A 22,051-nucleotide genomic window follows, 5' to 3' on the forward strand; every position below is an offset into this window, starting at 1 on the left:
GATTCAACCTTGTTCATCGAGGGCTTCGGCCAGACAGGCCAGTTTTTCCACTGCGCGTTGCGAGGCCTTGACTGCTTCCCTGGCCTGCTCAAGGGATGCGTACTGCTGATCGATGCCCAATCGCTGTTGCTGCAAGTCCTGACGGATGTAAGCCAGGCGATCGAGCATGCGGTTCTCCTTTTCATGCCAGCGCTCCAGGTCGTTGAGCGACATTGGCTTGTTCAGGTGCGTATCGCTCAAGCCCTGACGTCTCTGGCGCTGGTTATCGCGCTCGTGGGTCAGGGATTCGCGGGTGTGTTGCAGCTGGGTCTGCATCTGCTCCAGCGCCTGTTGCGCGCGACGTTGAGCCCGCTCGGCGCTGGCCTGGCGGTGCTGACGCAAGGGCGTGAGTACACCGATCACCTGTTCCAGCGCCTGACGCTGCGGGTCGATTTCAAGGTCTTCGTCCAACGCCGTGTCTCCCCCATTTTTGTTGATGCTCCAATAGCCGTGGGAGGGAGCTTGCTCGCGAAAGCGCCGGCACAGTCAGCACCTGCAACGCCAGACGGCCCGCTCTCGCGAGCAACCTCTCTCCCACAATGGATCTGCGCTTGCCAGAAGACACGGTGGCGTTCGGGCGTAATGGAAGTTCATGCGAGGTTTTCATCGCATCACTCCGGCAACTGCGAAGTCAGTTGCATCAGCGCATCGAGGGTGTCCTGCAGCCGCACCGGTTCGCGCAAGTCCTGACGCAAGAAGGCGTTGATCGGCTCGTTGAGTCGCACCGCGCAATCGGTCACAGGGTCGCCACCGGGCTGGTATTCGCCAAGGCGCAGGAGCATCTCCACTTGCCGGTAGGCCGCCATCAGCCGTCGTAAACGGTTGTTGGCCTGCTGGTGCTCGCGGCCGGTGACGTTGCTGAGGATCCGGCTGATGCTGGCTTGCACGTCGATGGCCGGGTAATGCCCGCGCTCGGCGAGTTTGCGCGACAGCACGATGTGACCGTCGAGCAACGAACGCACTTCATCGGCCACCGGATCGTTCATCGAGTCCTGCTCGATCAGCACCGTATACAGCGCCGTGATCGAGCCGCGCTCGCTCATCCCGGCGCGTTCCACCAGGCGCGGCAGCAAGGTGTATACCGAAGGCGGCAGGCCGCCGCGCCCGAGGGGTTCGCCCGCAGCAATGCCGATTTCCCGCTGGGCCCTGGCGAACCGGGTCAGTGAGTCCAGCAACAGCAGCACCTTCATGCCGCGCTCGCGATAGGCCTCGGCAATGGCCGTGGCGGTGAACGCCGCCCGGGCCCGTTCCATGCTGGAACGGTCGGATGTCGCGCAGACCAGCACCGAGCGACTGCGCAGAGTGGCGTCCAGTTCGTGATCGAGAAACTCGCGCAGTTCACGACCGCGCTCGCCGATCAGACCGAAGACGATCACGTCGCACGCCATGTTGCGCGCAAGTTCGGCCATCAGCGTGGTCTTGCCACAACCGGCACCGGCAAACAGCCCGACCCGCTGGCCTTCGCCCAACAGAATCGCGCTGTCGATGGCGCGCACACCGGTGGGCAGGGCGTGGGTGATCCGTGGGCGTTGCGTCGGCGGCAGCGCATCGGCGATCACCGGCAGCGTCACGCGCCGATCACCCGGCCCGGCAAACGCGCCCTGGGAATCTTCCAGCAACGGCCGGCCAAAGCCATCGAGCACGCTGCCCAACAGGCTGTCATCGACCCCGATGCGATGGGCCATGCCGAGAGGACGGATAGGCGCGCCCACCTGAATCCCGTCCGGCGTGCCGAGGGCGCTGAGCAGGGTGCAATCGCGGGTAAAACCGACGATCTCAGCCAGCATGGTGCTGCCATCGGCTTTGCTCACTTCGCACAGGTCCCCGACTTTCGCCGCCGGAATCTGGCACTCCAGCAGAATCCCGCTGACGGCGCTGACCCGGCCGCTCACCTGCACCGCAGAGAAGGAACTCAAGCGCCTGGCATGTGCGGCTTGCCATTGGTCGAGGGCGGCGTTCACCAGTTCACCTCGTAATGCCGATCGCCATCGAACTGAATGCTTTTGTCGTCGATGCGGGTCAGGCGCAGGCCTTCCAGCTCGTCACCGATATACAACCGGTGGCCGTCGGCGGTGACTAGATGCGCGTGGGGCCCAGACATGATTTGCACGATGGTGAACGGCAGACCGTTGCTGGAGGTGCTGACGTTGTCGATCAACGCGACAGGCGACTGGTAGCGATCCTTGAAGCGTTGCAGCATGCGTTGATACACCACCCGCGACTCGGCCTTGAGGTTGCCGCTCAGTGCCAGGCCCTCGGGGGTTTGCTGCACATTGACCTCGCTGAGAAGGCGGTCGCTGAGCATGGTGTTGAGCTGACGTCTGGTGTCTTCGAGGTCGGCCAGTTGAATGCGTTTGTGCGTAGGCTCGGCTGCGGATCCGGGCTTGCTTGCAGGCGGGATCGGCCTTTGAGCTACAGCGCTGACGGGCACGGACTCAGGCGCAACACCGGCACTGCGGGTCAGGCTCCAGGCGCTGCCGGCGATCCCCAGCAACACGCCGATCACGATCCCGGTGGTGCGGTTGAGAATGCGTGAGCGCGATTCGATTTTCTCCAGCGGCGGCGCGCTGACCGCAGGCTCCGGTTGCGGCTCGGGTGCAGGGGGCGGGATCAGCGCCGGAACCGACGGCCAGGCGTCTTCGGCGGGGGAAACGCAGAGCCACACCGAACCGAGCACGAACGCCCTGTTGGGCGTCAGTTCGGCAGTTGCATGGCGATGACCTTCCTCGTCACAGATGCTGCCGTCGGCGGCGTTCAACGCCCAGCTGTCGCCCTGACGTCGCAGCCGGCAATGCAGCTGTTCGACGCCGGGATCGTGCAGGGCCAGGTCCTGTTCGGCATCCGAACCGATCGACCATTGCTCGCCCACCAGTGGCAACGCCGCGCCCTGATGCAGGCCGGTCAATACCCGTAATTCAAACATGCGCGATTCTCCAGGTACTCAAGCCGCGTCCTCGTTGTCCAGCGCGTCGAGGCCTTGATCGTGCTCATCCTCGAATGCCTCTTCGAGGTCGTCTTCCAGCTCGAACCGGCCCAACACCTTGACCTGCGCCGCGTTGCTGATTTCAGCGAACGACAGCACCGGCACGTGATAAAACTCCTCCTGCAGCAGGGTCCGCAGCGGGCTGCGCAAATCTTGCGCCACCAGCAACACGGCCTGTTCGGCCGCGCGCAACGGGAAGGCGATGTGCAGCTGTTGCACCAGCAACTGGCTGGTTTCGTTGCTCAGGGCAAAGAAGGTTTCGGTCTGGGTCTGACGCAGCGCGTCGCGCAGGATGCCTTCGCTTTCCGGAGTCAGCACCCAGACCAGCAAGCCCTCGGCGCCGCGATACTGGTGGTAGATCTGCGACTTCAGGGCGATGCGCACATAGTCGGCAAGCACCGTCACTTCCCGTTCGTGCTGGCCGTGTTCGATCAGGGTTTCGGCGATCACCCGGATCGCCCGCAGCGGTACGCATTCGGAGGCCAGGCGCTGCAAGACCGCCGAGAACCGCGCCAATGGCAGGACCCGCTGCATCTCCTGCGCGAGCTCCGGTTGTTCGCTTTCCAGCCAGCCGAGGATCGCCTTGGTCTCTTGCAGCCCGATGAACTGCGGGCCACAGGACTGCAACGCGCGCTCCATGCGCTCGATGATCAACGTCATGGCATCGACCCGCTCGACATGCTGGTCCAGCAGTTCAGGGGCGTCCGCCGGCAGCCATGCCCACTGGCCCTCCTGGCGCTCGGTGCTGCCGTATACCGCGCTGTCGGGCGATGCGTCGAGCGCGCGCGCGTCCACCGCGACATGGCTTTGGGTGAAAGTTGCCTTGAGCAACGGCACCTCATAGACCGAAAAGCGGAATTCGTCCGGGGGCAGGTGCTCGGCCTGCTCGATGATGAACGAGGGCAGCGTCAGACCGTACTGCACCACCAGCCGATTGCGCCGCTGGCGAATCTCGCTGACCAGCGCTTCGATCTGCGCCGGGTTCTGGCTGGGGTGAAACTGCAGCACGAACTGGCGGCTGGGGGAGAAGGTGCGCAGGTCTTCGCGGCCATTCATCTCGGGCGCGACGGCGGCCGCCTGGGCCTGTTCGGCCTTGGGTTTTGCCCGTTGCAACTGCAACAGCCCGCCGCAGCCACAAATGATCGCAATGACGATGAACACCGCCGTCGGCATGCCGGGCAGGGCGGCGAACCCGAGCATCGCCACAGCGGCGATGATCCAGGCTTTGGGCTGGCTGGTGATCTGCTCGGCGATCTGGCGTCCGATGTTGGCTTCGGCGCGGTCTTCATCAGGCACGCGGGTGATGATCATGCCGCAGGTGACCGAGATCAGCAGCGCCGGAATCTGCGCGATCAGGCCGTCGCCGATGGTCAGCACGGTGTAGACCTGTAACGCGTCGCCCGCGCTCATGTTGTGCTGCACCACGCCGATGGCGATGCCGCCGATCATGTTGATGGCGACGATGATCAGGCTGGCGATGGCGTCGCCGTTGACGAACTTCATCGCGCCGTCCATGGCGCCGAACAGCTGGCTTTCCTTGCCCAGTTCGGAACGCCGCCTGCGGGCTTCGAACACACTGATCAGGTTGGCGCGCAAGTCGCTGTCAATGGACATCTGTTTGCCGGGCATCGCATCCAGGGTGAAGCGCGCACCGACTTCGGCAACCCGCTCTGAACCCTTGGTGATCACCAGAAAGTTGACCACCGTGAGGATCAGGAAAATCACCATGCCCACCGCCAGGTTGCCGCCGACCACGAATTGACCGAACGCCTCGACGATATGCCCGGCGTCCTGATTGAGCAGGATCAGGCGGGTGGTGGAAATCGACAGCGCCAGCCGGAACATGGTGGTCAGCAGCAGCACCGCCGGGAAGGTCGAGAACGCCAGCGGCCTTGGTAAATGCATGGCGAGCATGATCAGCAGGCACGAGATGCAGATGTTGATCGCGATCAGCACGTCCACCAGGCCGGTGGGCAACGGCGTGATCATCATGAATACGATGGCGATGACCACGAATGCGCCGACGATTTCGGAACGACGCATGGCCGCGAGCGCGAGCTGGTTGAGCAGGTTGATGACACGATCCATCAGGCGAGGCCCCCCTGGAGCTGGTTCTGTTCCTGCCGAGTCAGTTCGGCCATGAGAATGAGCAGATTGCCCAGTGCGTTCTGCCGGCTTTTCATGTCGCGCCAGAGCAGAACCGGCAGCTGTTGCAGCATCGGCCGCAGGCCATTGAGGAATGCCAACTGATGCCTGAGTTGCGGGCCGCCGATGTGTTGGGTCAGTTGCAGGGTTTCGTTAAGGCTCATGCCTTTGCCCGAGAGCGCCAGCAGGTGCTTGAGAAAGGCGGCGGGATCGACTTGCAGGCCGGGGTTCTTGTTGCGCATGCGGCCCAACAGATGCTCGCAGCCTTGCAGCAGGGTTGCGACGTGACGCGCGGTGTTCAGGCCGTGCATCAAGGTGCGCAACTGTTGCGCCGAGGTAGAAGGGGTGAGGGCCGAAAAATCGTCGGCGATGGCGCTGCGCATGTCCCGCAGATCGAGTTCGAAGCCGCCGGCTTCCTCCTGCTCGCTGAGCAGCGCATCGATCAGCCCGGTGATGTTCTGTTGACCGCAAACCGCGACGCCATACAGGTTGCGCACCGCGCCACGCCGCTTGCTGTCGACCCCGGATCTGGCGAACCCCTTGGCGCTGTTGGTGCCTGCGCGAGCACGTTTGCCGTACTTGCGCCGCAGCAGCTTCAGCTGTTGGGTCAGCAGCACATGCTCGCCGGTGGCGCCATCGGCCTGCGCCTGCTTTCTCGCGGCCTGCAACACCACATGGGCCTTTGCCGGATCACCATCGGCAAAACTCAGTATCTGCGCCAGGCTGGCGGCCCGCTGTTTCTGCAATTGCTTGCGCATGTTGCGCGCGGCGTCGTCCAAACCAGTGTCCTGGGTGCCCATCAACAGTGAATACAGTTCGCCGAGTTTCACCGCTCGCGATTGCAGCGCGTTGCTGCCGGCGATCAGTTCGCGCTGGCTCAAACCACGGCTTTGCTGCACCAGGGCGGCGGCGAGCCGCGAGACCTGCTGGGGCGAGGTTCCGCCCGTGTTGGCCGTGTTGCTGCGCAAAGGCGTGACCGGCGCTGCGTTATTGCTCGCGGGTGCAGGCGCAGGGCTGTGCAGCGCTTGAGGAGCAGCTGGGGCGGTGATTTTCATAGGACGGTTCTGAGCGTGGTCATGCGCTCTGAGTGGTCGTGCGGGGTGTCCGGTTCCATCAACCCGGCATTCGACGAATCTGTGCCAAAAACCGTCTGAGAATCAGTGCCTTCGCGCAAGATTTTGCACAGTGATATCTCTGTTAAAAATATTTAGCTATATAAATCAGCAAGTTGAGAAGCTTTATCGGGTGGCATGCATATCGCTATAGGGCTAACACACTTCAAACAAGGAAGAGCCCTGATGTTTCAAAGCCTAGCGATACTCGACATTGATTCCCCAACCCGTCGTCAGCCGGCGCCTGGTATTCGGCAGTTGACCAGCGATCAGGTGAAGATGATTCGTGGGTTCATTCAGAAGAGGGTGATGAATCCGGACGATGTCGACGACATCCTGCAATGCACTTTTCTTGAGGCGCTGCGCAGCGAGCACAAATTCCAGAACGCGAGCAAACCACAGACATGGCTATGCGGGATCGCGCTTAACCTGATCCGTAATCACTTTCGCAAGATGTATCGCCAGCCTTATCAGGAAAGCTGGGAGGACCACACCCACACCGAACTCGAAAGCCAGGGCGACATCGGCCACCAGGTAGACGGCCACCGGCAACTGGTGCGCGTGGTCAAGGCCATCGGCACACTGCCGTCGAACATGCAGCAGGTGATCGAGGTGTCACTGGAAATGGACGGCAACTATCAGGAGACGGCGACGTCGCTGGGGGTGCCGATCGGCACGGTGCGTTCGCGTTTGTCTCGGGCAAGGGAGCAATTGAAGCGGCAGATGGACCCGTTCGCCTGAAGCCGGCCTCAGCGTTTGCCGGGCACAACCGGGGCGGCGCGGCCGTTTCAGATGTGCTCGGAAACGGTCGCTGCGTTGACCAGGTCGTACAGTGCGAAGGCGCGGTTGACCAGGAAGATGGTAGCGGCGCAGAGAACGGCGGCGTTGATCAGATGGAAAGTCATGGTCGGTAGTCCTTCAGGTGAGCAGTGGGGCGGTAAGTGATGTGGCGATGTTACGCGAGGCCCAAAAAACCTGAAGACAATCGGCTTTATGGTGGTCATCAACCAGATTGATGGGGCGTGGGAGGGCTCTGGCACAGGGTTTTCAGGTGATCATCAGTTGAAACCGCTGGCAGATCCGTCGCTGTAGCAGCCCGGCTTTCCCGCGCAAGCGCCAATGAAACCGCCCCTGCCGGCAAGCCGGACTGCTACTAGGACTTGCGGTCCGGGGGACTCATAACAACGAAATAAAACCAAACATTTACCGGAACCGACTGCCGTTTCCGACCACACAGTTGCCATCCTTCATTCCCGGATGGCGACCCTCATGCGTATTTCGAACAGCCCGTTCAGCGGCATCGCGCCTCAACCCGATCATGGCGATTCGATCAGGCAATCGCCGCACGGTCGATCAGCGCTCGACTCTGCGAAGACGATGGTCGCCCAGCCAGGGGCGTCCAGTGCCAATGTGCAATTCGGTGCCGCTGCGCAGCCTCAAACCGGTGTCGAGTCGACGGAAAAGCAGCTGCTGTCGCTGCTGATCCAACTGTTCAAGGGCAATGCGCAAACCCCACCCGGGGCAAGTACGCCCGCCAATCAATCGCTACCGGCTCAAGGCTCAGCGCCCGCCAGCAAAGCCACCGCCGTCAGTGACGTCAATACAGCTACGGCCACTGGCACGGCCAAACCGGCCGATCAGCCCAAAGCCACCGACGCGAGCTTTCTCGACGACTCTAAATACTCCACGCCCAAGGAGCTGGAGCGCTGGGCGCCGATGGTTGCGAACTTGCCACCGGATCAGCGCGAACAGGCGGCCAAAGAGCTCAACCGGCCCATTGCCGCCGCGCGCATGGCGGCTGAAAAAGGCCCTGATGCCGCCAAGGCCATGGACTTCATCAACGCCAATCCGGCGCTGAAAACCGCAGTCGATACCGGCAAACATGGTGGCAAGGCAGACGGCAAGATCACCGACGGCGACCTCAAGGCCTTCGCCAAGAACATGCAAAAGGCCGCCGACAGCGCTGACAAAGACGTCGCCAATTACCGGAAATATCATCCCGATGCCGATCCGCAGTCACTGGAAATGGTGCGCAGTGCCGCGTTGATGCGGGCTAACGAACCGCTGACCAAAGCCGCCGACCCGAAGCACGCCCTGGCCACCGAAGGCGAAACCAAAGTCGATGGCCTGACCAGCGCCGATGGCCTCAAGGCGATCCAGAACGACAACCCAGGCCTCGCCGGCGCGCTCAAGCAGTCGGCGAAAACCTGGTCGCAGCCGGGGTTTCTCACGCAGATCGATCAGGGTGGTCTGGAGGGCCGGTCGCTCGCCGCTCACAGCCCGGACAAGCTGTTCAGTGCCAGCAACATCAGCGACTGGATCAAGAAGCAGGCGCCGACCAATGGTGGCGAATTCGCCAGTGTGTTGAGCGACGCGGCCACCCTCAATTCCGTCGCCAACACTGACATCAGCAAGCTCGGCAAGGATGTTTTCGACAATCCATCGGCCTACAGCGGCGAGCAGAAAGCCGCCGTCATGGTCAAGTTGCAGCAGACCCAGCAGAGCGTTGTTGCCGGGCATGACCTGCGCAAGACCGAGAAAACCGAGGACGCACTGGCCGAGAAGATTGCCCAGCTACAGGCCGATCCTGACGTGCAGGCGTTTCTCGACAAGCAGATCCCGCAACAGTCCCGCGCCCTGGTCGGCAGCACGCCGCAGCTGCAAAAAGCGGTCAATGAACAGATGCAGAAGGTCAACAACGGCCAGGCCCTGCAGACCGATATGGCCAGCGCAGACAAAGCTGTCAAGAAAGACCAACCCAACCCCGATTACAGCAACGCCATCGGTGGCTTGTCAGCGCAGTTGCAGATGCAGAGAGACTTGTTGGGCGACAACGCCAACGTCCCCACCGCCGACCAGATTCTCGGTAACCGGCCTGACTTGCAGGGGCGGATTCAGGACGCCTACGAGCGCAGCCGCAGCGAAGGCGATGCCGCCAAAGACCAGCCCCACAAGAGCAAGGCTGACACCGCCAAAACCATTTACGACGACACCAGATCGGGGCTTTCAGCCGCCAAGGACGGCTATGACGCCGTGGCCAAGTCTGCTGGCCGTGCGGGCCTGGGTGAAGTCGCGGCCAAAGTCGGAGGTCGGGTCGCGGGGATGGTCGTCGGCGAAGCGGCAGGCATGGCGGCGGGCGCAGCGATCGGTGCCTCGATTCCGGTAGTGGGCTGGATCGCCGACGCCGCCATGAGTCTGGGTTTCGGCATCTCGGCCATCATCGAAGCGGTGAAGAAACACAAGGCGCAGAAAGCGTTCGATCACAACGTCGATCCGGTGCTGGACCAGTTCGGCATTCCCAAGGCGCATTGACCCCAGAGTCTTTGAAACTCCCCTGACCAGAAAGAGGTAAACGACCATGAGTATCGGTGTTTCGTCACTTCGCCCGATGCAGGACCCCAACGCCATGCCCACGGATTTCTCGTCCCTGAGCGGCAAACATGGGCAGCACAACGCCTTGGGCGGTGGTGGCGGCAATCAGGCCATTGATCCGGGCACGCTGCTGTTCAACAACCCCATACAATCGCAAGTCAACTTCGCGCCACCCAACAGCCAGGACCCTCAGGTCAATGCGGCGGACCCTGCGTCAGGCAACAATAACCAGATGAGCATGGTTCAGCAGATCATGAGCCTGCTGATGGAACTGATGCAGATGCTCATGCAGAACAACCCGAATCAACCGAACACCAATAACCTGGCGGCGCAGAACAGTGGTGGCGCAGGAGGCGGTGGCGGCGCCGAGGCTGCCGGCGGTGGCGGCCAGGGCGGTGGCGGTTCCGTAGGCGAGGGTGGCGGTGTCGGTGCGCCAGCGAGCAATGCCGCCCACTCGGTCACAGGAGACACCTCGCTCACCGGTTCCGGCGATCTGCATCTGCCCAAGCAGCTGGAACCCTACCGCGCCGACATCATGGACGCCTCAAAAGCGACCGGCGTGCCTCCCAGCATTCTGGCCGGGCAGATCTGGGCCGAATCCCGCGGCCAGTTGGGGCAGGACACCACCAACGTCAATGGCAAGACCGATGCCGGGCTGATGCAGGTCAATGCGGACACCTTCGCGGGCCTGAAGAAAGAAAACCCCGACCTGCTCGGCAACGCCGATGTGAACAACGCCCACGACAACATCATGGCGGGCGCCCTGTACATGCGCGATCAGCAGAAGGCCTTCGGCGATTGGGGCTCGGCATTGCGTGCCTATAACTCAGGCCCTGACAAGGTCAGCGGCAACCTGTCCGATGCCGGTGGTGTGGGGGATCCGAAGTACGTGGATAACGTCATGAACTTCGCGAAAATCATTGAAAGCGGTCAGGGCCAACTCCCGGCCTGACCACATCGGTGCTGCGCGTCGGGCGCTCTATTCGCAACGCGACAATCAACGGCGGCGGCGCTTTCGGGCAACGCCGCTTTGTCGTTTCAAGATGGATTGTCATTGAATCAATGAGTTATGCGGGCTTTCACGACGGCGTTCCAACTCGCTTAATTTGAGTTGCACTTTGTTGGTGCGCATCGTTCAGTTATGACGGTGACTTGCCTTCGAATAAGGGATAGAAACTTTATACTTAGGTGTGATTGGGCAAACTTGCCTGATCATGCTTTTATTCAACTCTGGCGAACTAATGGCATCGTGTTGAATCGAATCGGTCAATGGTGAAATGAATCGCCATTTGGCGGATCGTCCCGTACAGACGGGCGCAAACCCCAGGTTCGGACTACCCTGAACAGATGCGCGTGTTGGCGTTATCCCGTAACGGCTCGGCTCAACACACTCGCTGTCTGTGTTCACGCAAACGTGCAGATCAGGAATAACCGTCGTTCTTTGTTTAAAGAGTGACTTATTTATTGTCGAGGCAGGCAACCGTACGAGCATCTTGCTCGCATCGACCGACATGACACTTGGAGCAATCGGTTATGAAGAGACAATTGATTTGGGGCCTGACGGTTTCCGTACTGGCCTTGGGTGTGTCCGCCGCGTACGCGGCCTCTGATGTGAATGAGGACAAGACGGTTGCCGAATACGGCTCGGAAAAGGTCGGGCCGAACCGGACGGCATCGGACGGCGCTGACCATGTCGGCGCCAATGCCACGGCTTCTGATGGTGCCGATCATGTCGGCGCCAATGCGACCGCCGCCGATGGATCTGACCATGTGGGCGCCAACAAGCTGGCTGCCGATGGTGCTGATCGCGTGGGTGCCAATCGTGTAGCGGCGGATGGCGCAGATCGCGTGGGCGCAAATCGAGTTGCAGCCGATGGTGCGGATCATGTCGGCGCTAACGCTGTAGCAGCCGATGGCGCAGATCGCGTCGGCGCAAATCGTGTTGCGGCGGATGGTGCGGATCGCGTGGGTGCGAACCGTGTTGCAGCTGATGGGGCGGATCGCGTGGGTGCGAACCGTGTTGCAGCCGATGGTGCGGATCGCGTGGGTGCGAATCGTGTTGCTGCCGATGGCGCAGACCGCGTTGGCGCCAATCGTGTTGCGGCGGATGGTGCGGATCGCGTGGGTGCGAACCGTGTTGCAGCTGATGGGGCGGATCATGTCGGCGCTAACGCTGTAGCAGCCGATGGCGCAGACCGCGTTGGCGCCAATCGTGTAGCCGCTGACGGTGCTGATCGTGTAGGTGCCAATCGTGTAGCCGCTGATGGTGCTGATCGTGTGGGCGCAAACCGTGTAGCCGCTGACGGTGCTGATCGTGTGGGCGCAAACCGTGTAGCCGCTGACGGTGCGGATCGCGTGGGCGCCAATCGTGTCGCCGCTGACGGCGCTGATCACGTGGGTGCCAACTCGGTCGCCGCCAATGGCCAGCCTGAACGCGGCCTGGCTTCCGATGGCTCCGACAAGACCGGCGCTTCGCGCATCGGCGCGAAAGAGCTGAACCACATGAACTTCCGTGAAGTCGCTGGTGAAGTGGATTACGACCGCCTCACTCGATAACCACCCCGAAGGCGGCCATTGCGTGTCACTGCGCGATGGCCGTTTTTTTTGCCCGGATTTCCGTGGCCTCAAAGACGTGTCCGCCCCGCGCAAGTGCGAAGGCAGTGGCGGACATTCATCAAGGGGTAGTGCGGGCGGATTCCACGTTTGCAATCAATCAAGACAAGACTCTATTACCCATAATGAAACAATGTTCAGTTATCGATGCCGCTGATGTGTCCTATCGACGCTAAATATTTACCCTCTCGAGAACAATCGCCCAGAATCGGTTCCAGAAGCAAACGAACACACGCTTTGCTTACTGACTACTTAAACGACGATTCTGGAGATTGAAAAAATGAAAACTTTAGCCTTCGCTGCACTTTCGGTATTTGCTGCTTTTGCTTCGGCCAACGTGCTTGCCGACACTCAAACCGGCGCGCAACCGCTGACTCAGGTCGAGCAATACAATCGTCACAAGGGCATCGACGTTGCCAAGGTCACCAGCGTAACCACCGCTCAGGACCCTGAGAAAGTTGATGGTCTGGTCAAGTCGACAATGGTGTACATCGACGGCTCGGGTGTTTCGCACAGCCTGGAATACACCACCATGGGTTACGGCCGTCAGAACGGTTGATTGATTCGGTAGTGAGTTATGTCGATAGCTGCACACAGAAACGCTGCATTCAATGCAGCGTTTTTTTATTCCCGCAGAAAGTGAAGCTGGTAGATTCGGTTTATTTATAACCGGAGACCACCCGTGACTGACCGCAACATTATCGTTCCACACGCCATGCAAACAATCGTCGATCGCGCCGGGTATGCGCCTGCCGTCAAGGTCGGCCAGACGCTGTACTGCGCCGGGCAGGTGGGCAGAACCACCGACCTGCAGGTCATCGAAGATCCCGAGGAGCAATTCATCGCGGCCTGGGAAAACCTTCGCAGCGTGCTGGAGGCCGGTGGTTGCGGCTTTGAAGATATCGTCGACATGACCACCTATCACGTAGGGATGTCCCGGCACATGGCGGTGTTTCGTGAAGTGAAGAATCGTCTGTTTCCCAAGGGCACCTGTGCCTGGACCTGCATTGGCGTCAGCGAGCTCGCGCATCCGGGGCTGCTGGTGGAGATCAAGTGCGTGGCGGTGCGACGCGAGGGCTGAAAAGGCGCTACCTGGCGCTTCCTGGGAAAGTGATCGCCTCTCGCTGAACTATCGCCTTGGCATCAAGGTCGGTTTTACATCGATCAATCACCAATGGATTTCGCCATGAAGCCCTATGTCATCTGCCACATGATGTCGTCTCTCGATGGCCACGCCCTCACCGACGGCTGGGACCGACCCTTCAAAAAAGCCGCAGGCGACTTGTACGAGAAACTGGCGCAGACGTTCGAGTTCGATGCGTGGATCTGCGGGCGGGTGACGATGCAGGAGATTGCCCATGATGAGGGTTATCCGACGGGGCTGGCCAAGTCAGCCATCCCTCGCACCCATCATTTTGCCGACCGCGATGCCAAGGCGTATGCGGTCTCGATCGACCCTCATGGCAAGGTGGGCTGGAAGAACAACCAGGCACTGGATTCGCATGTGGTCGAGGTGCTGACCGAAGCGGTGAGCGATGACTATCTGGCTTACCTGCAGTCCATCGAGGTCTCGTACATTTTTGCCGGCGAGCGCGACATCGACCTGCACAAGGTGGTCGACATTCTCGCCTCGGAGCTGGGCTGCAAGCGCCTGATCGTCGAAGGCGGGCCCCATGTCAGTGGCTCGTTCGTCAATGCCGGGCTGGTGGACGAAGTCAGCGTGCTGATCCTGCCACTGGTAGATGGCCGGGGAGCGCATCCGGCGTCGTTCGAAGTGGCGCCGAATGCCTGGAAGCAACCCGCGCACCTGACCCTGTCCTCGGCGCAAGTGCAGGAAGGCGGCGCGGTCTGGTTGCGTTACACCGCAGGCGCGGCTTGATTCAAGCCACTTCCGGCGTCAGTTCACGCCCCACGGCCGTTTGTACCCGATCGATGAACGCATTCAGTGCAGGCGAACGCACGCCGCGGCGCCAGGTCAGCCAGATGTTCAGGTAGCGAAACTCTTCGCTCAACGGGTAGGCGTTGACGTTGCGGCTGCCGGGCATGCTTTCCAGCATGCTGCGCGGCACCATCGCCACGCCTGCGCCCGCCGTCACGCAGGCAAGCATGCCGTGGTAGGACTCCATTTCGAAAATCTTGCCCGGCGTTGCCATGTCCGCCTTGAACCAGGCCTCGAAATGCCGTCGGTACGAGCAGTTCTGGCGAAAGGCGTAAACCGTCTTGCTGCTGACATCCCGTGCGCGGGTCACCGGTTCGTGGCTGGCGGCGGTGATCAGCAGCATCTCTTCCTCGAACAGTTCGATGCCTTCCAGTTCCGGATGGCGCAATGGCCCGTCGACGAAGGCCGCGCTGAGGCGACCCGAGAGCACCCCGTCAATCATGTCGCCGGAAGGTCCGGTGGTGAAATCCAGTTCGACTTTTGGATATTGCTGGTGAAAATCCGCCAGCAGGGAAGGAATGCGCACGGCAGCGGTGCTTTCCATCGAGCCCAGTGAAAACACCCCTTGCGGCTCCGAACCCGATGTCGCCTGCCTGGCTTCTTCGACCAGTTCCAGAATGCGCCGGGTGTAGTCGAGAAAGGTCCAGCCGGTGGCCGAAAGACGCAAGCGCAGCTTCTCGCGAATGAACAGATCGACGCCCAGTTCCTGCTCCAGTTGCTTGATCCGCGTGGTCAGGTTGGAAGGCACGCGGTGCAGACGCTGGGCGGCGGCGGTGATGCTGCCTTCTTCGGCGACGGCCTTGAACAGCTCGAGTTGGGTCAGGTCCATGGTGCTCTCGCGATCTTTCTCTTATAGAGAATGTATTGTTGATAATTATTCATTATCGGAAATTTCAGCGAGAGCCTATCGTGCTCTCAAGACTTCATCAACGGCCATGTGCCCAGCGGTGAAGGTCACCCCTACAGGAGGCTTTCCGTCATGTCGAAACACGCATCCCCGTCGCACGCCATCTCGCTGAACCCTGCCACCGGCGAGGTCTTTGCCCGGTACCCCTTCGAAACGCCTGCCGAGCTCGAACAGGTGCTGGCCCGCACCACGACCGGTTTCAAGGCGTGGCGCAAACAACCCGTGAGCGTGCGCGCCGAGCAGTTGCGCAAAATGGCCAAGGCCCTGCGCAACAACGCCGAAGCCATGGCCCAGATGATCACCGCTGAAATGGGCAAGCCGATCGCTCAGGCCCGTGGCGAGATCGAGAAGTGCGCAGTGACCTGCGAATGGTATGCCGAAAACGGTCCGGCCATGCTGGCACCGGAAAAGACCCCGGTCGAGAACGACAAGGCCTACATCGACTATTTGCCGCTGGGCCCGATCCTGACGGTCATGCCGTGGAACTTCCCGATCTGGCAAGTCATGCGCGGCGCGATCCCGATGATTCTCGCGGGCAATACCTACGTGCTCAAACACGCGCCGAACGTCATGGGCTGTGCCTATCTGCTGCGCGACGCCTGGCTCGAAGCCGGTCTGCCGGAAGGTGTGTTCGAGGTGATCAACGTCACCAACGAAGGGGTGTCTGCAGCCATTGCCGACCCGCGCATCGCCGCCGTGGCCGTCACTGGCAGCGTCCGCGCCGGTTCCGCGATTGCCGCGCAGGCCGGTGCTGCGCTGAAGAAATGCGTATTGGAGCTGGGCGGCTCCGACCCCTTCATCGTGCTGGCCGATGCCGATCTGGACGAAGCCGCGAAGGCTGCCATGGTGGGCCGTTACCAGAACAGCGGGCAGATCTGCGTGGCGGCCAAGCGCATCATCGTCGAAGAAAGCGTGTTGCCTGCGTTCACCGAGAAGTTCGTCGCGGCAGTCAAAGCGTTGAAAATCGGCGATCCGCTGGTGGAAGAAAATTACATTGGGCCGATGGCTCGCTACGACCTGCGCGATGAGCTCGATGGGCAAGTGCAGAAGACCGTGAACGAAGGTGCGACCCTGCTGTTCGGCGGTGAAAAACTGGCAGGTAAGGGCAACTACTACGCACCGACCATCCTGTCGAACGTGACGCCGAACATGACCTCGTTCAAAGAAGAGTTGTTTGGCCCGGTGGCGTCGATCATCGTCGCCCGTGATGCCGACCACGCAGTAGAACTGGCCAACGACAGCGAGTTCGGTCTGGCAGGCAGCGTCTGGACCGCCAACGTAGAGAAGGCCCGCGACATCGCCGCGCAGCTGGAAACCGGTGGCGTGTTCATCAACGGTTACACCGCCTCCGACGCCCGTGTGCCTATCGGTGGTGTGAAGAAAAGCGGTTTCGGCCGTGAACTGTCGCACTTCGGCATTCGCGAGTTCTGTAATGCCCAAACCGTGTGGCTGGACCGCCGTTGATAGCCTCTTGAATGGATGATGAATGCGCCATGGTTGTCCAGGGTCGTGATGTTGTAAACCTGATCCTGTAATTGGATGGACTCGCCTACGCCAAGGCGTCGATGCGCCACGGACCGTGATCGTTCCCACGCTCTGCGTGGGAATGCCGCCTTGGACGCTCTGCGTCCGCTTCAGGTGACGCGGAGCGTCACAGGATGCATACCCACGCGGAGCGTGGGCACGATCATGTTGCTTGGTAAACCCAACTCCTTGTGGCAGTCCGGCTGGCTGGCGGCGAGCCCCTCTATTTCCGTCTGACACGCGGCTTGATCCCGGTCAGGTGCTCGCGAAGGCACGCCCATGCGCTGTGCAGCGCAACCCGCAAAGCCACCGCATCGACCGTCATGACCCGCACGCTCACGCCGCAGTCGTTCGGCAGCGCGCTGACGCCCAGATAGCTGTCCGGCAGCGAAGACAGGGCTTCTCGCAATAGCTGCTTGAGCTCATCGATTGGCAGCTTCTGTCCCACCAGCATGAAGGTCGCCAGCGCTTGCATGCGATCATTGACGCCGGGCAGTTGCCGGCGCATGTCTTGCCCGCCAAGGGCCAGGCGATCTCCTGCCAGCAGCCGACCGTCAGGGCTGCGCACCTCCAGATCGGCGCGGTAAGCGTCGAACACGCCGTCATTGCCCTGCGGTGCATGCAAACAGAACGCATCGCAGAGCATGACCCTGGCGCCAGGGTGCAGGATCACCTTCACACAGCTGTGCAGTTTTGCCTGAGGGAACAGGATCGTCGCCATCGGCAAGTACTCCAGCAAGGCGCCGCATTCGGCGATCAGGCTCACCGACTGCCGGGCCGATTGCTCGATCATGCTGTGGGCGACAGTTGCAGCCCCGGTGCTGACATGCACCTGTGTGTCCTTCTGTGCGCGCAGCTCGATGTGCAGGTTTTCCCCAGCGAAGATCCCGCCCGAGCAGGACTGTAGATATACCGCAGCCATCCCCTGCGGGTCGTCGGGCAGTTTCAGTGTGCGTCCCAGATGAAACGGATAGCCCACTTGTTGCGTCGAGATGTAGCTGGCGCCAGCCGGGCTCTGGCTGAAGGTGATTCGCGCCTGTGGCTGAACACATTCGGTGAGGGGGCGAAACAGCTCCTGAGGCGCGTTCATGGGCGGTCGAACAACACGGCGCGGCTGATGGCTTCGACGACTGCGTCGACGCCTTCGCCAGTGGCGCAGTTGGTGAACAGTACCGGTCTGCCATTGCGCGCCTCATCGGACTCACGGCGCATGCGCGGCAGATCGACACCCACATAGGGCGCCAGGTCATATTTGTTGACCACGAGCAGATCGCAGCTCAACACCCCCGGGCCACGTTTGCGCGGGATGTCGTCACCGCCCGCGACATCGATGACGAAGATCCAGTAGTCCACCAGGTCCAGGGAAAAGGTCGAGGCCAGGTTGTCGCCGCCGGATTCGATAAGTACCAGATCGAGGTTCTCGAAACGCGCTTCCAGCTCATCGGCCATCTGCAGATTCAGCGTCGGGTCTTCGCGGATCGCCGTGTGCGGGCAGGCCCCGGTTTCCACAGCGCGCACCCGCTGGGGATCGATCAGGCCGCTGCGTCTGACCCGTTCGGCATCTTCACGGGTCGCCAGATCATTGGTGATCACCGCAAGCTCGATGCCGCGGGCGATGAAGCGCGGTATCAACTGCTCCAGCAGTCGGGTTTTGCCGGAACCTACCGGGCCGCCGATGCCGACACGTGCGGCGCCGGGATGAGGCAGCGGTTCGGCGGTAGGCAGGGTGTTGAGTTGGGTATCCATCATCCGTTTCCTCAAATCAAAAGGGGGTCAGCGCAGCATGTAGCGCTGGGCCAGCGGCACTTCGCTGACCGGCTCGCAGGTCAGGCGCTCGCCATCGGCGTACACGTCGAAGGTTTGCGGGTCGACGCGAATGTCGGGGCAGGCATCGTTGTGCAACATGTCGGACTTGCGCAGGGTACGGGTGCCGATGGCCGGCAACAGGGCCTTCTTCAGACCCAGTTTTGTGGCGGTGTCGGCTTCAACGGCCAGACGATTGACGAAGTTCACCGACAGGGCCTGTTTAGCCTCGCCGAACGCGCCCCATTGCGGGCGCATGACCAGTGGTTCGCAGGTGTAGAGCGATGCGGAAGAGTCGCCCATCACGCCATGAACGATAAAACCGCCCTTGACCACCAGCTCCGGCTTGATGCCGAAAAACGCCGGACGCCAGAGCACCAGATCGGCGATCTTGCCCGGCTCCAGCGAGCCGATGTAGCTGTCTATGCCGAACACTCGCGCCGCGTTGATGGTGTATTTGGCGATGTAGCGCTTGATCCGCTCGTTGTCGCCCAGCGCGGTGCTTTCTTCGGGCAGACGGCCGCGTTGATCTTTCATCTTCGACGCCAGTTGCCAGGTGCGGCAGATCACTTCGTTGATCCGGCCCATGCCCTGGCTGTCCGAGCCGAGGATCGAGATGGCGCCGGTGTCGTGAAGAATGTCTTCGGCGGCGATGGTCTGCGGACGCACCCGCGATTCGGCGAACGCCACGTCTTCCGGCACGTCCGGATTGAGGTGGTGGCACACCATGATCATGTCCAGATGCTCGTCGAACGTGTTCACGGTGTAGGGGTTGGTCGGGTTGGTGGAGGAGGGAATGCAATTGGACTTGCCGGCCACGCTGATGATGTCCGGGGCATGCCCGCCGCCCGCACCTTCGGTGTGATACATGTGGATGGTGCGATCACCGATGGCTGCCAGGGTGTCTTCGAGAAAGCCCGATTCATTCAAGGTGTCGGTGTGCAGCTGCACCTGGAAATCGTATTCGTCGGCGACTTTCAGGCAGGTGTCGATGACCGCGGGCATGGCGCCCCAGTCTTCATGAATCTTCAAGCCCAGACAGCCACCGCGCAGTTGCCCGAGCAGCGATTCAGGTTTGCTGGAATTGCCGCGCCCCAGGAAGCCGAAGTTGATCGGCCAGGCTTCGGACGCTTGCAGCATCTTGCCGACGTTCCATTCGCCGCCGCAGTCGATACCTACCGTGATCGGGCCCAGAGAGCCGCCAATCAACGTGGTCAATCCGGCTGCCAGCGCATGCTCACAGAGCTGCGCCGAGTCGAAGTGGACATGGACGTCGATGCCCCCGGGGGTGACGATCAGGCCTTCAGCGTCGCGGACGGTGGTCGCCACGCCACAGATCAATTGCGGGTGCACACCGTCCATGACCTGCGGATTGCCTGCCTTGCCGATGGCGACGATCTTGCCGTCCTTGATGCCGATGTCGCCTTTGACGATGCCGATCACCGGATCGATGATCAGCGCGTTGCAGATCAGCATGTCGAGGGCGCCGTCGTCGCTGTCATGCCCTGGCATAAGTCCCATGCCGTCGCGCAGGGTCTTGCCGCCGCCGTGCAGGCATTCGTCGCCGGGCACTGAGTGGTCGAATTCGACTTCGGCCAGCAGCGAGGTGTCGCCCAGGCGCACGGCGTCGCCGACCGTTGGGCCATACATCGCCGCGTATTCCTTGCGTGTCATCGTTGCCATGTTCAGGCCCCCTTGAAGTGTTGGGCACGGGCGCGTTCCAGCGCCGCCGCCTTGCAGACCGGATCGTGCAGGTTGCCGTTGGTCAAACCGCTGAAGCCGTGGATGTCGCCGCTACCGCCGAACTGCACCAGTTGCACTTCACGCAGTTCACCGGGCTCGAAGCGCACAGCGGTGCCGGCGGGGATGTCCAGGTGCATGCCAAAGGCGACTTCACGGGGGAAATCCAGCGCTTTGTTGACCTCGAAAAAGTGATAGTGGCTGCCAATCTGCACCGGACGGTCGCCGGTGTTGATCGCCCTGAGCGTGGCGGTCGGCCGGCCGGCGCTCAGTTGAATGTCGCCTTCGGGAGTAATGATCTCGCCAGGTGTTGGCAGTGTCGTAAGCGGTAGTCGGCCGGGACGAATTGGCTGGTGGACGGTGACCAGTTTGGTGCCGTCCGGGAAAGTGCCTTCCACTTGCAGTACTGGCAAGAGGTCGGCTACGCCGGGCATGACGTCATCGGTGTTGAGAAGGGTCGAGCCGAAACCGATCAGTTCGGCGACGCTGCGACCTTCTCGGGCGCCTTCAAGAATTTCGTCTGCGATCAAAGCGCACGCTTCAGGGAAGTTCAGGCGCAGGCCTTTGGCGCGGCGTTTGCGCGACAGCTCGGCGGCGCTGTACAGCGTCAGTCGCTCAAGCTCGGTTGGAGTCAGCAGCATGTTCAAGCTCCTGTGCAGGCGGCAGGCGTTGGGCCTGTCGTCTCAATTGGCAAAAAGGCGAAGGTCCTGTGTTTCGTGACGCATCACGGCGATCTCGGCCATGGGCGTGAAGCCGCAGGCGTCATCGATAGCGGGGGGCGCCTGGGCGAGCAGTTCAAGCAGCAGTGGCTGGAGGGCGGTGAGCACCCTTTGGGCATCGATGTGGCCTATGACACCCAGCCGAACGGCGGCGCTGACCAGTCCGGTACACAGGCTGTGGGCGGCGGCGAGTTGGCAGTGATTGCAGTCCATGCCCAGCCGGCGCCAGAGCAAACCTTGCAGCACCGGCAGATGGCCAGGGGCGTCGCCCGCCAATACCTGACGCTGATAAGCCTCGGCGCCCTGCGTGCCGAGGGCGACATGCACCCCGAGCAGGGATTGACCGACGCGACGTGAGCCCTGCCGCAGTTCTTCGGCCAGGGTCAACGCCTCGACCTCAGCATCGAGCACTTGCAGCGCAGGCAGGTCATCGGCGGCGTGCCAGGCCGCAATTAAAAACGCTCGGTCGAAACTGGCCCAGCGGTGCCGCAACTGACCCTCGACGAAGCCGCGCACCTGCGCGCTGCGGTCTCGATGCATACCGCGCTGACGACGTCTGACAGTGGGTTCATCGGGCACGCCAAGGCGACCGTCGCTCACCAGCGTTTCCAGTCCCCAGGACCAGGCGACGGCGCCTGCGGGGAAAAAACTGTCGGCCTGTTGCAGGGCCAACAGGCTGCTGCGCAGGTCGCCTGCATCCACGTTCATACCCGCTGCACCCGGCCGTCCGTCAGCATCGGCGCCAGACGTTCCAGATAATCAGCTTCGGGACCATTGAGCGGGATCTGCAGAATGTCTCCAGCAAAGCGCACCTTCCAGTGCATGTTGCCAGCGAAGTAACCCAGTTCCAGCGCAGCGGCCACGTCCCGGGGTTGCAGGTCGAGGAACTGCTGATCCTGCATCTGCACGACGATGGCCCGCTGGCCGTCGAGCATCAGGACTGAACCGTTGCGCAACTGCTGGTGGCGCTCCAGGCGAATGGCGCAGTCAGTGCCGCGATCACTCGCCAGTCGCAGACGATGACGCTGGATATCGCTGGCCGACAGGCTCAGGGTTTCAACCTGGCCGTGGTGGCTCAGGTCGTGCAGACGGTCGGCGAGGGCAGGGTCGCTGGCCTGGCCGACGATGCGGTCGAGTATCAACATGCTGTGGTCT

General features: G+C 61.7%; 20 protein-coding genes and 1 pseudogene. 9 read left to right on the top strand and 12 right to left on the bottom strand.

Annotated features, from left to right (window positions below; all coding sequences use genetic code 11):
- Positions 1 to 3: 3 nt before the first annotated feature.
- The 5 genes from BWR59_RS25715 to sctW form a co-directional block, all read right to left on the bottom strand.
- Entirely contained in the window at positions 4 to 450 is a 447-nt protein-coding gene (locus BWR59_RS25715; protein ID WP_081568502.1) for a YscO family type III secretion system apparatus protein, read from the bottom strand.
- Between the two features lie 200 nt (positions 451 to 650).
- Complete coding sequence (locus BWR59_RS25720) at positions 651 to 2,000, bottom strand: FliI/YscN family ATPase (RefSeq protein WP_081568503.1); 1,350 nt, start codon at positions 1,998 to 2,000, stop codon at positions 651 to 653.
- Positions 1,997 to 2,962: a type III secretion system inner membrane ring subunit SctD gene (gene sctD / locus BWR59_RS25725; protein WP_081568504.1), complete on the bottom strand. Its 966-nt coding sequence runs from the start codon at positions 2,960 to 2,962 to the stop codon at positions 1,997 to 1,999. The genes BWR59_RS25720 and sctD overlap by 4 nt, the downstream gene beginning before the upstream one ends.
- Before the next feature lie 18 nt (positions 2,963 to 2,980).
- Entirely contained in the window at positions 2,981 to 5,110 is a 2,130-nt protein-coding gene (gene sctV / locus BWR59_RS25730) for a type III secretion system export apparatus subunit SctV (protein ID WP_081568505.1), read from the bottom strand.
- Positions 5,110 to 6,222 (bottom strand): type III secretion system gatekeeper subunit SctW, encoded by a 1,113-nt coding sequence (sctW, locus tag BWR59_RS25735; RefSeq protein ID WP_081568506.1) that lies wholly within the window; start codon positions 6,220 to 6,222, stop codon positions 5,110 to 5,112. The genes sctV and sctW overlap by 1 nt, the downstream gene beginning before the upstream one ends.
- Before the next feature lie 243 nt (positions 6,223 to 6,465).
- Between sctW and BWR59_RS25740 the strand changes: the two genes are divergently transcribed.
- The 8 genes and pseudogenes from BWR59_RS25740 to BWR59_RS25775 all read left to right on the top strand — a co-directional run bounded on the left by BWR59_RS25740 (position 6,466) and on the right by BWR59_RS25775 (position 14,143).
- Positions 6,466 to 7,020, top strand: coding sequence for an RNA polymerase sigma factor (locus BWR59_RS25740; protein ID WP_081568507.1), 555 nt, complete (start codon positions 6,466 to 6,468; stop codon positions 7,018 to 7,020).
- A 528-nt stretch (positions 7,021 to 7,548) separates the two neighbouring features.
- Entirely contained in the window at positions 7,549 to 9,591 is a 2,043-nt protein-coding gene (locus BWR59_RS25745) for a type III effector HrpK domain-containing protein (RefSeq protein ID WP_081568508.1), read from the top strand.
- 187 nt (positions 9,592 to 9,778) lie between these two features.
- Positions 9,779 to 10,603 (top strand): transglycosylase SLT domain-containing protein, encoded by an 825-nt coding sequence (locus BWR59_RS25750; protein WP_081568640.1) that lies wholly within the window; start codon positions 9,779 to 9,781, stop codon positions 10,601 to 10,603.
- A gap of 974 nt (positions 10,604 to 11,577) precedes the next feature.
- A pseudogene (locus BWR59_RS32955) lies at positions 11,578 to 11,790 on the top strand (hypothetical protein); the annotation flags it as partial.
- The gene (locus BWR59_RS32960) at positions 11,773 to 12,207 is read left to right on the top strand and encodes a phage infection protein (RefSeq protein ID WP_230982094.1); all 435 of its coding nucleotides are present in this window, start codon (positions 11,773 to 11,775) and stop codon (positions 12,205 to 12,207) included. The pseudogene BWR59_RS32955 and the gene BWR59_RS32960, both read left to right, overlap by 18 nt.
- Before the next feature lie 337 nt (positions 12,208 to 12,544).
- Entirely contained in the window at positions 12,545 to 12,823 is a 279-nt protein-coding gene (locus BWR59_RS25765) for a DUF2790 domain-containing protein (protein WP_081568509.1), read from the top strand.
- 123 nt (positions 12,824 to 12,946) lie between these two features.
- Positions 12,947 to 13,345 (top strand): RidA family protein, encoded by a 399-nt coding sequence (locus BWR59_RS25770; RefSeq protein ID WP_081568510.1) that lies wholly within the window; start codon positions 12,947 to 12,949, stop codon positions 13,343 to 13,345.
- A 105-nt stretch (positions 13,346 to 13,450) separates the two neighbouring features.
- Positions 13,451 to 14,143 carry a dihydrofolate reductase family protein gene (locus tag BWR59_RS25775; RefSeq protein WP_081568641.1) on the top strand — a complete coding sequence of 231 codons (693 nt, stop codon included), beginning with the start codon at positions 13,451 to 13,453 and terminating at the stop codon, positions 14,141 to 14,143.
- Between the two features lies 1 nt (position 14,144).
- On the opposite strand, the gene BWR59_RS25780 is transcribed toward BWR59_RS25775, so the two are convergent.
- On the bottom strand, positions 14,145 to 15,032 hold the full coding sequence (locus BWR59_RS25780) for a LysR family transcriptional regulator (RefSeq protein WP_081568511.1): 888 nt from the start codon (positions 15,030 to 15,032) through the stop codon (positions 14,145 to 14,147).
- Positions 15,033 to 15,182: 150 nt separating this feature from the next.
- Here BWR59_RS25780 and BWR59_RS25785 point away from each other — a divergent pair, with 150 nt between their 5' ends.
- Positions 15,183 to 16,574 carry an aldehyde dehydrogenase family protein gene (locus BWR59_RS25785; RefSeq protein ID WP_081568512.1) on the top strand — a complete coding sequence of 464 codons (1,392 nt, stop codon included), beginning with the start codon at positions 15,183 to 15,185 and terminating at the stop codon, positions 16,572 to 16,574.
- A 283-nt stretch (positions 16,575 to 16,857) separates the two neighbouring features.
- On the opposite strand, the gene BWR59_RS25790 is transcribed toward BWR59_RS25785, so the two are convergent.
- Genes BWR59_RS25790 through ureE form a run of 6 tightly spaced genes read right to left on the bottom strand, consistent with a single transcriptional unit; the run spans position 16,858 to position 22,041 of the window.
- Entirely contained in the window at positions 16,858 to 17,724 is an 867-nt protein-coding gene (locus BWR59_RS25790) for an urease accessory protein UreD (RefSeq protein WP_081568513.1), read from the bottom strand.
- Positions 17,721 to 18,380 carry an urease accessory protein UreG gene (gene ureG / locus BWR59_RS25795; protein ID WP_081568514.1) on the bottom strand — a complete coding sequence of 220 codons (660 nt, stop codon included), beginning with the start codon at positions 18,378 to 18,380 and terminating at the stop codon, positions 17,721 to 17,723. Before ureG ends, BWR59_RS25790 begins: the two co-directional genes overlap by 4 nt.
- Positions 18,381 to 18,407: 27 nt before the next feature.
- A complete protein-coding gene (gene ureC / locus BWR59_RS25800) occupies positions 18,408 to 20,120 on the bottom strand; it encodes an urease subunit alpha (protein WP_081568515.1) in 1,713 nt (570 codons plus the stop codon).
- A 2-nt stretch (positions 20,121 to 20,122) separates the two neighbouring features.
- The gene (locus BWR59_RS25805; RefSeq protein WP_081568516.1) at positions 20,123 to 20,818 is read right to left on the bottom strand and encodes an urease subunit beta; all 696 of its coding nucleotides are present in this window, start codon (positions 20,816 to 20,818) and stop codon (positions 20,123 to 20,125) included.
- 42 nt (positions 20,819 to 20,860) lie between these two features.
- Positions 20,861 to 21,604: an urease accessory UreF family protein gene (locus BWR59_RS25810; RefSeq protein WP_081568517.1), complete on the bottom strand. Its 744-nt coding sequence runs from the start codon at positions 21,602 to 21,604 to the stop codon at positions 20,861 to 20,863.
- Positions 21,601 to 22,041, bottom strand: a complete 441-nt coding sequence (ureE, locus tag BWR59_RS25815) for an urease accessory protein UreE (protein ID WP_081568518.1) — start codon at positions 22,039 to 22,041, stop codon at positions 21,601 to 21,603. The genes BWR59_RS25810 and ureE overlap by 4 nt, the downstream gene beginning before the upstream one ends.
- Positions 22,042 to 22,051: the final 10 nt, after the last annotated feature.

This window comes from Pseudomonas sp. Bc-h (assembly GCF_002080045.1).
GTDB lineage: Bacteria > Pseudomonadota > Gammaproteobacteria > Pseudomonadales > Pseudomonadaceae > Aquipseudomonas.

What these genes read in the sequence shown, in the direction of transcription:
- BWR59_RS25745 (WP_081568508.1), top strand. Translation starts at nt 7,549, where the DNA reads ATGCGTATTTCGAACAGCCCGTTCAGCGGCATCGCGCCTCAACCCGAT.
- BWR59_RS25810 (WP_081568517.1), bottom strand. Translation starts at nt 21,604, where the DNA reads ATGAACGTGGATGCAGGCGACCTGCGCAGCAGCCTGTTGGCCCTGCAA.
- BWR59_RS25780 (WP_081568511.1), bottom strand. Translation starts at nt 15,032, where the DNA reads ATGGACCTGACCCAACTCGAGCTGTTCAAGGCCGTCGCCGAAGAAGGC.
- BWR59_RS25775 (WP_081568641.1), top strand. Translation starts at nt 13,451, where the DNA reads ATGAAGCCCTATGTCATCTGCCACATGATGTCGTCTCTCGATGGCCAC.
- ureG (WP_081568514.1), bottom strand. Translation starts at nt 18,380, where the DNA reads ATGGATACCCAACTCAACACCCTGCCTACCGCCGAACCGCTGCCTCAT.
- BWR59_RS25785 (WP_081568512.1), top strand. Translation starts at nt 15,183, where the DNA reads ATGTCGAAACACGCATCCCCGTCGCACGCCATCTCGCTGAACCCTGCC.
- sctV (WP_081568505.1), bottom strand. Translation starts at nt 5,110, where the DNA reads ATGGATCGTGTCATCAACCTGCTCAACCAGCTCGCGCTCGCGGCCATG.
- sctD (WP_081568504.1), bottom strand. Translation starts at nt 2,962, where the DNA reads ATGTTTGAATTACGGGTATTGACCGGCCTGCATCAGGGCGCGGCGTTG.
- BWR59_RS25765 (WP_081568509.1), top strand. Translation starts at nt 12,545, where the DNA reads ATGAAAACTTTAGCCTTCGCTGCACTTTCGGTATTTGCTGCTTTTGCT.
- BWR59_RS25805 (WP_081568516.1), bottom strand. Translation starts at nt 20,818, where the DNA reads ATGCTGCTGACTCCAACCGAGCTTGAGCGACTGACGCTGTACAGCGCC.
- sctW (WP_081568506.1), bottom strand. Translation starts at nt 6,222, where the DNA reads ATGAAAATCACCGCCCCAGCTGCTCCTCAAGCGCTGCACAGCCCTGCG.
- BWR59_RS25740 (WP_081568507.1), top strand. Translation starts at nt 6,466, where the DNA reads ATGTTTCAAAGCCTAGCGATACTCGACATTGATTCCCCAACCCGTCGT.
- BWR59_RS25790 (WP_081568513.1), bottom strand. Translation starts at nt 17,724, where the DNA reads ATGAACGCGCCTCAGGAGCTGTTTCGCCCCCTCACCGAATGTGTTCAG.
- ureE (WP_081568518.1), bottom strand. Translation starts at nt 22,041, where the DNA reads ATGTTGATACTCGACCGCATCGTCGGCCAGGCCAGCGACCCTGCCCTC.
- ureC (WP_081568515.1), bottom strand. Translation starts at nt 20,120, where the DNA reads ATGGCAACGATGACACGCAAGGAATACGCGGCGATGTATGGCCCAACG.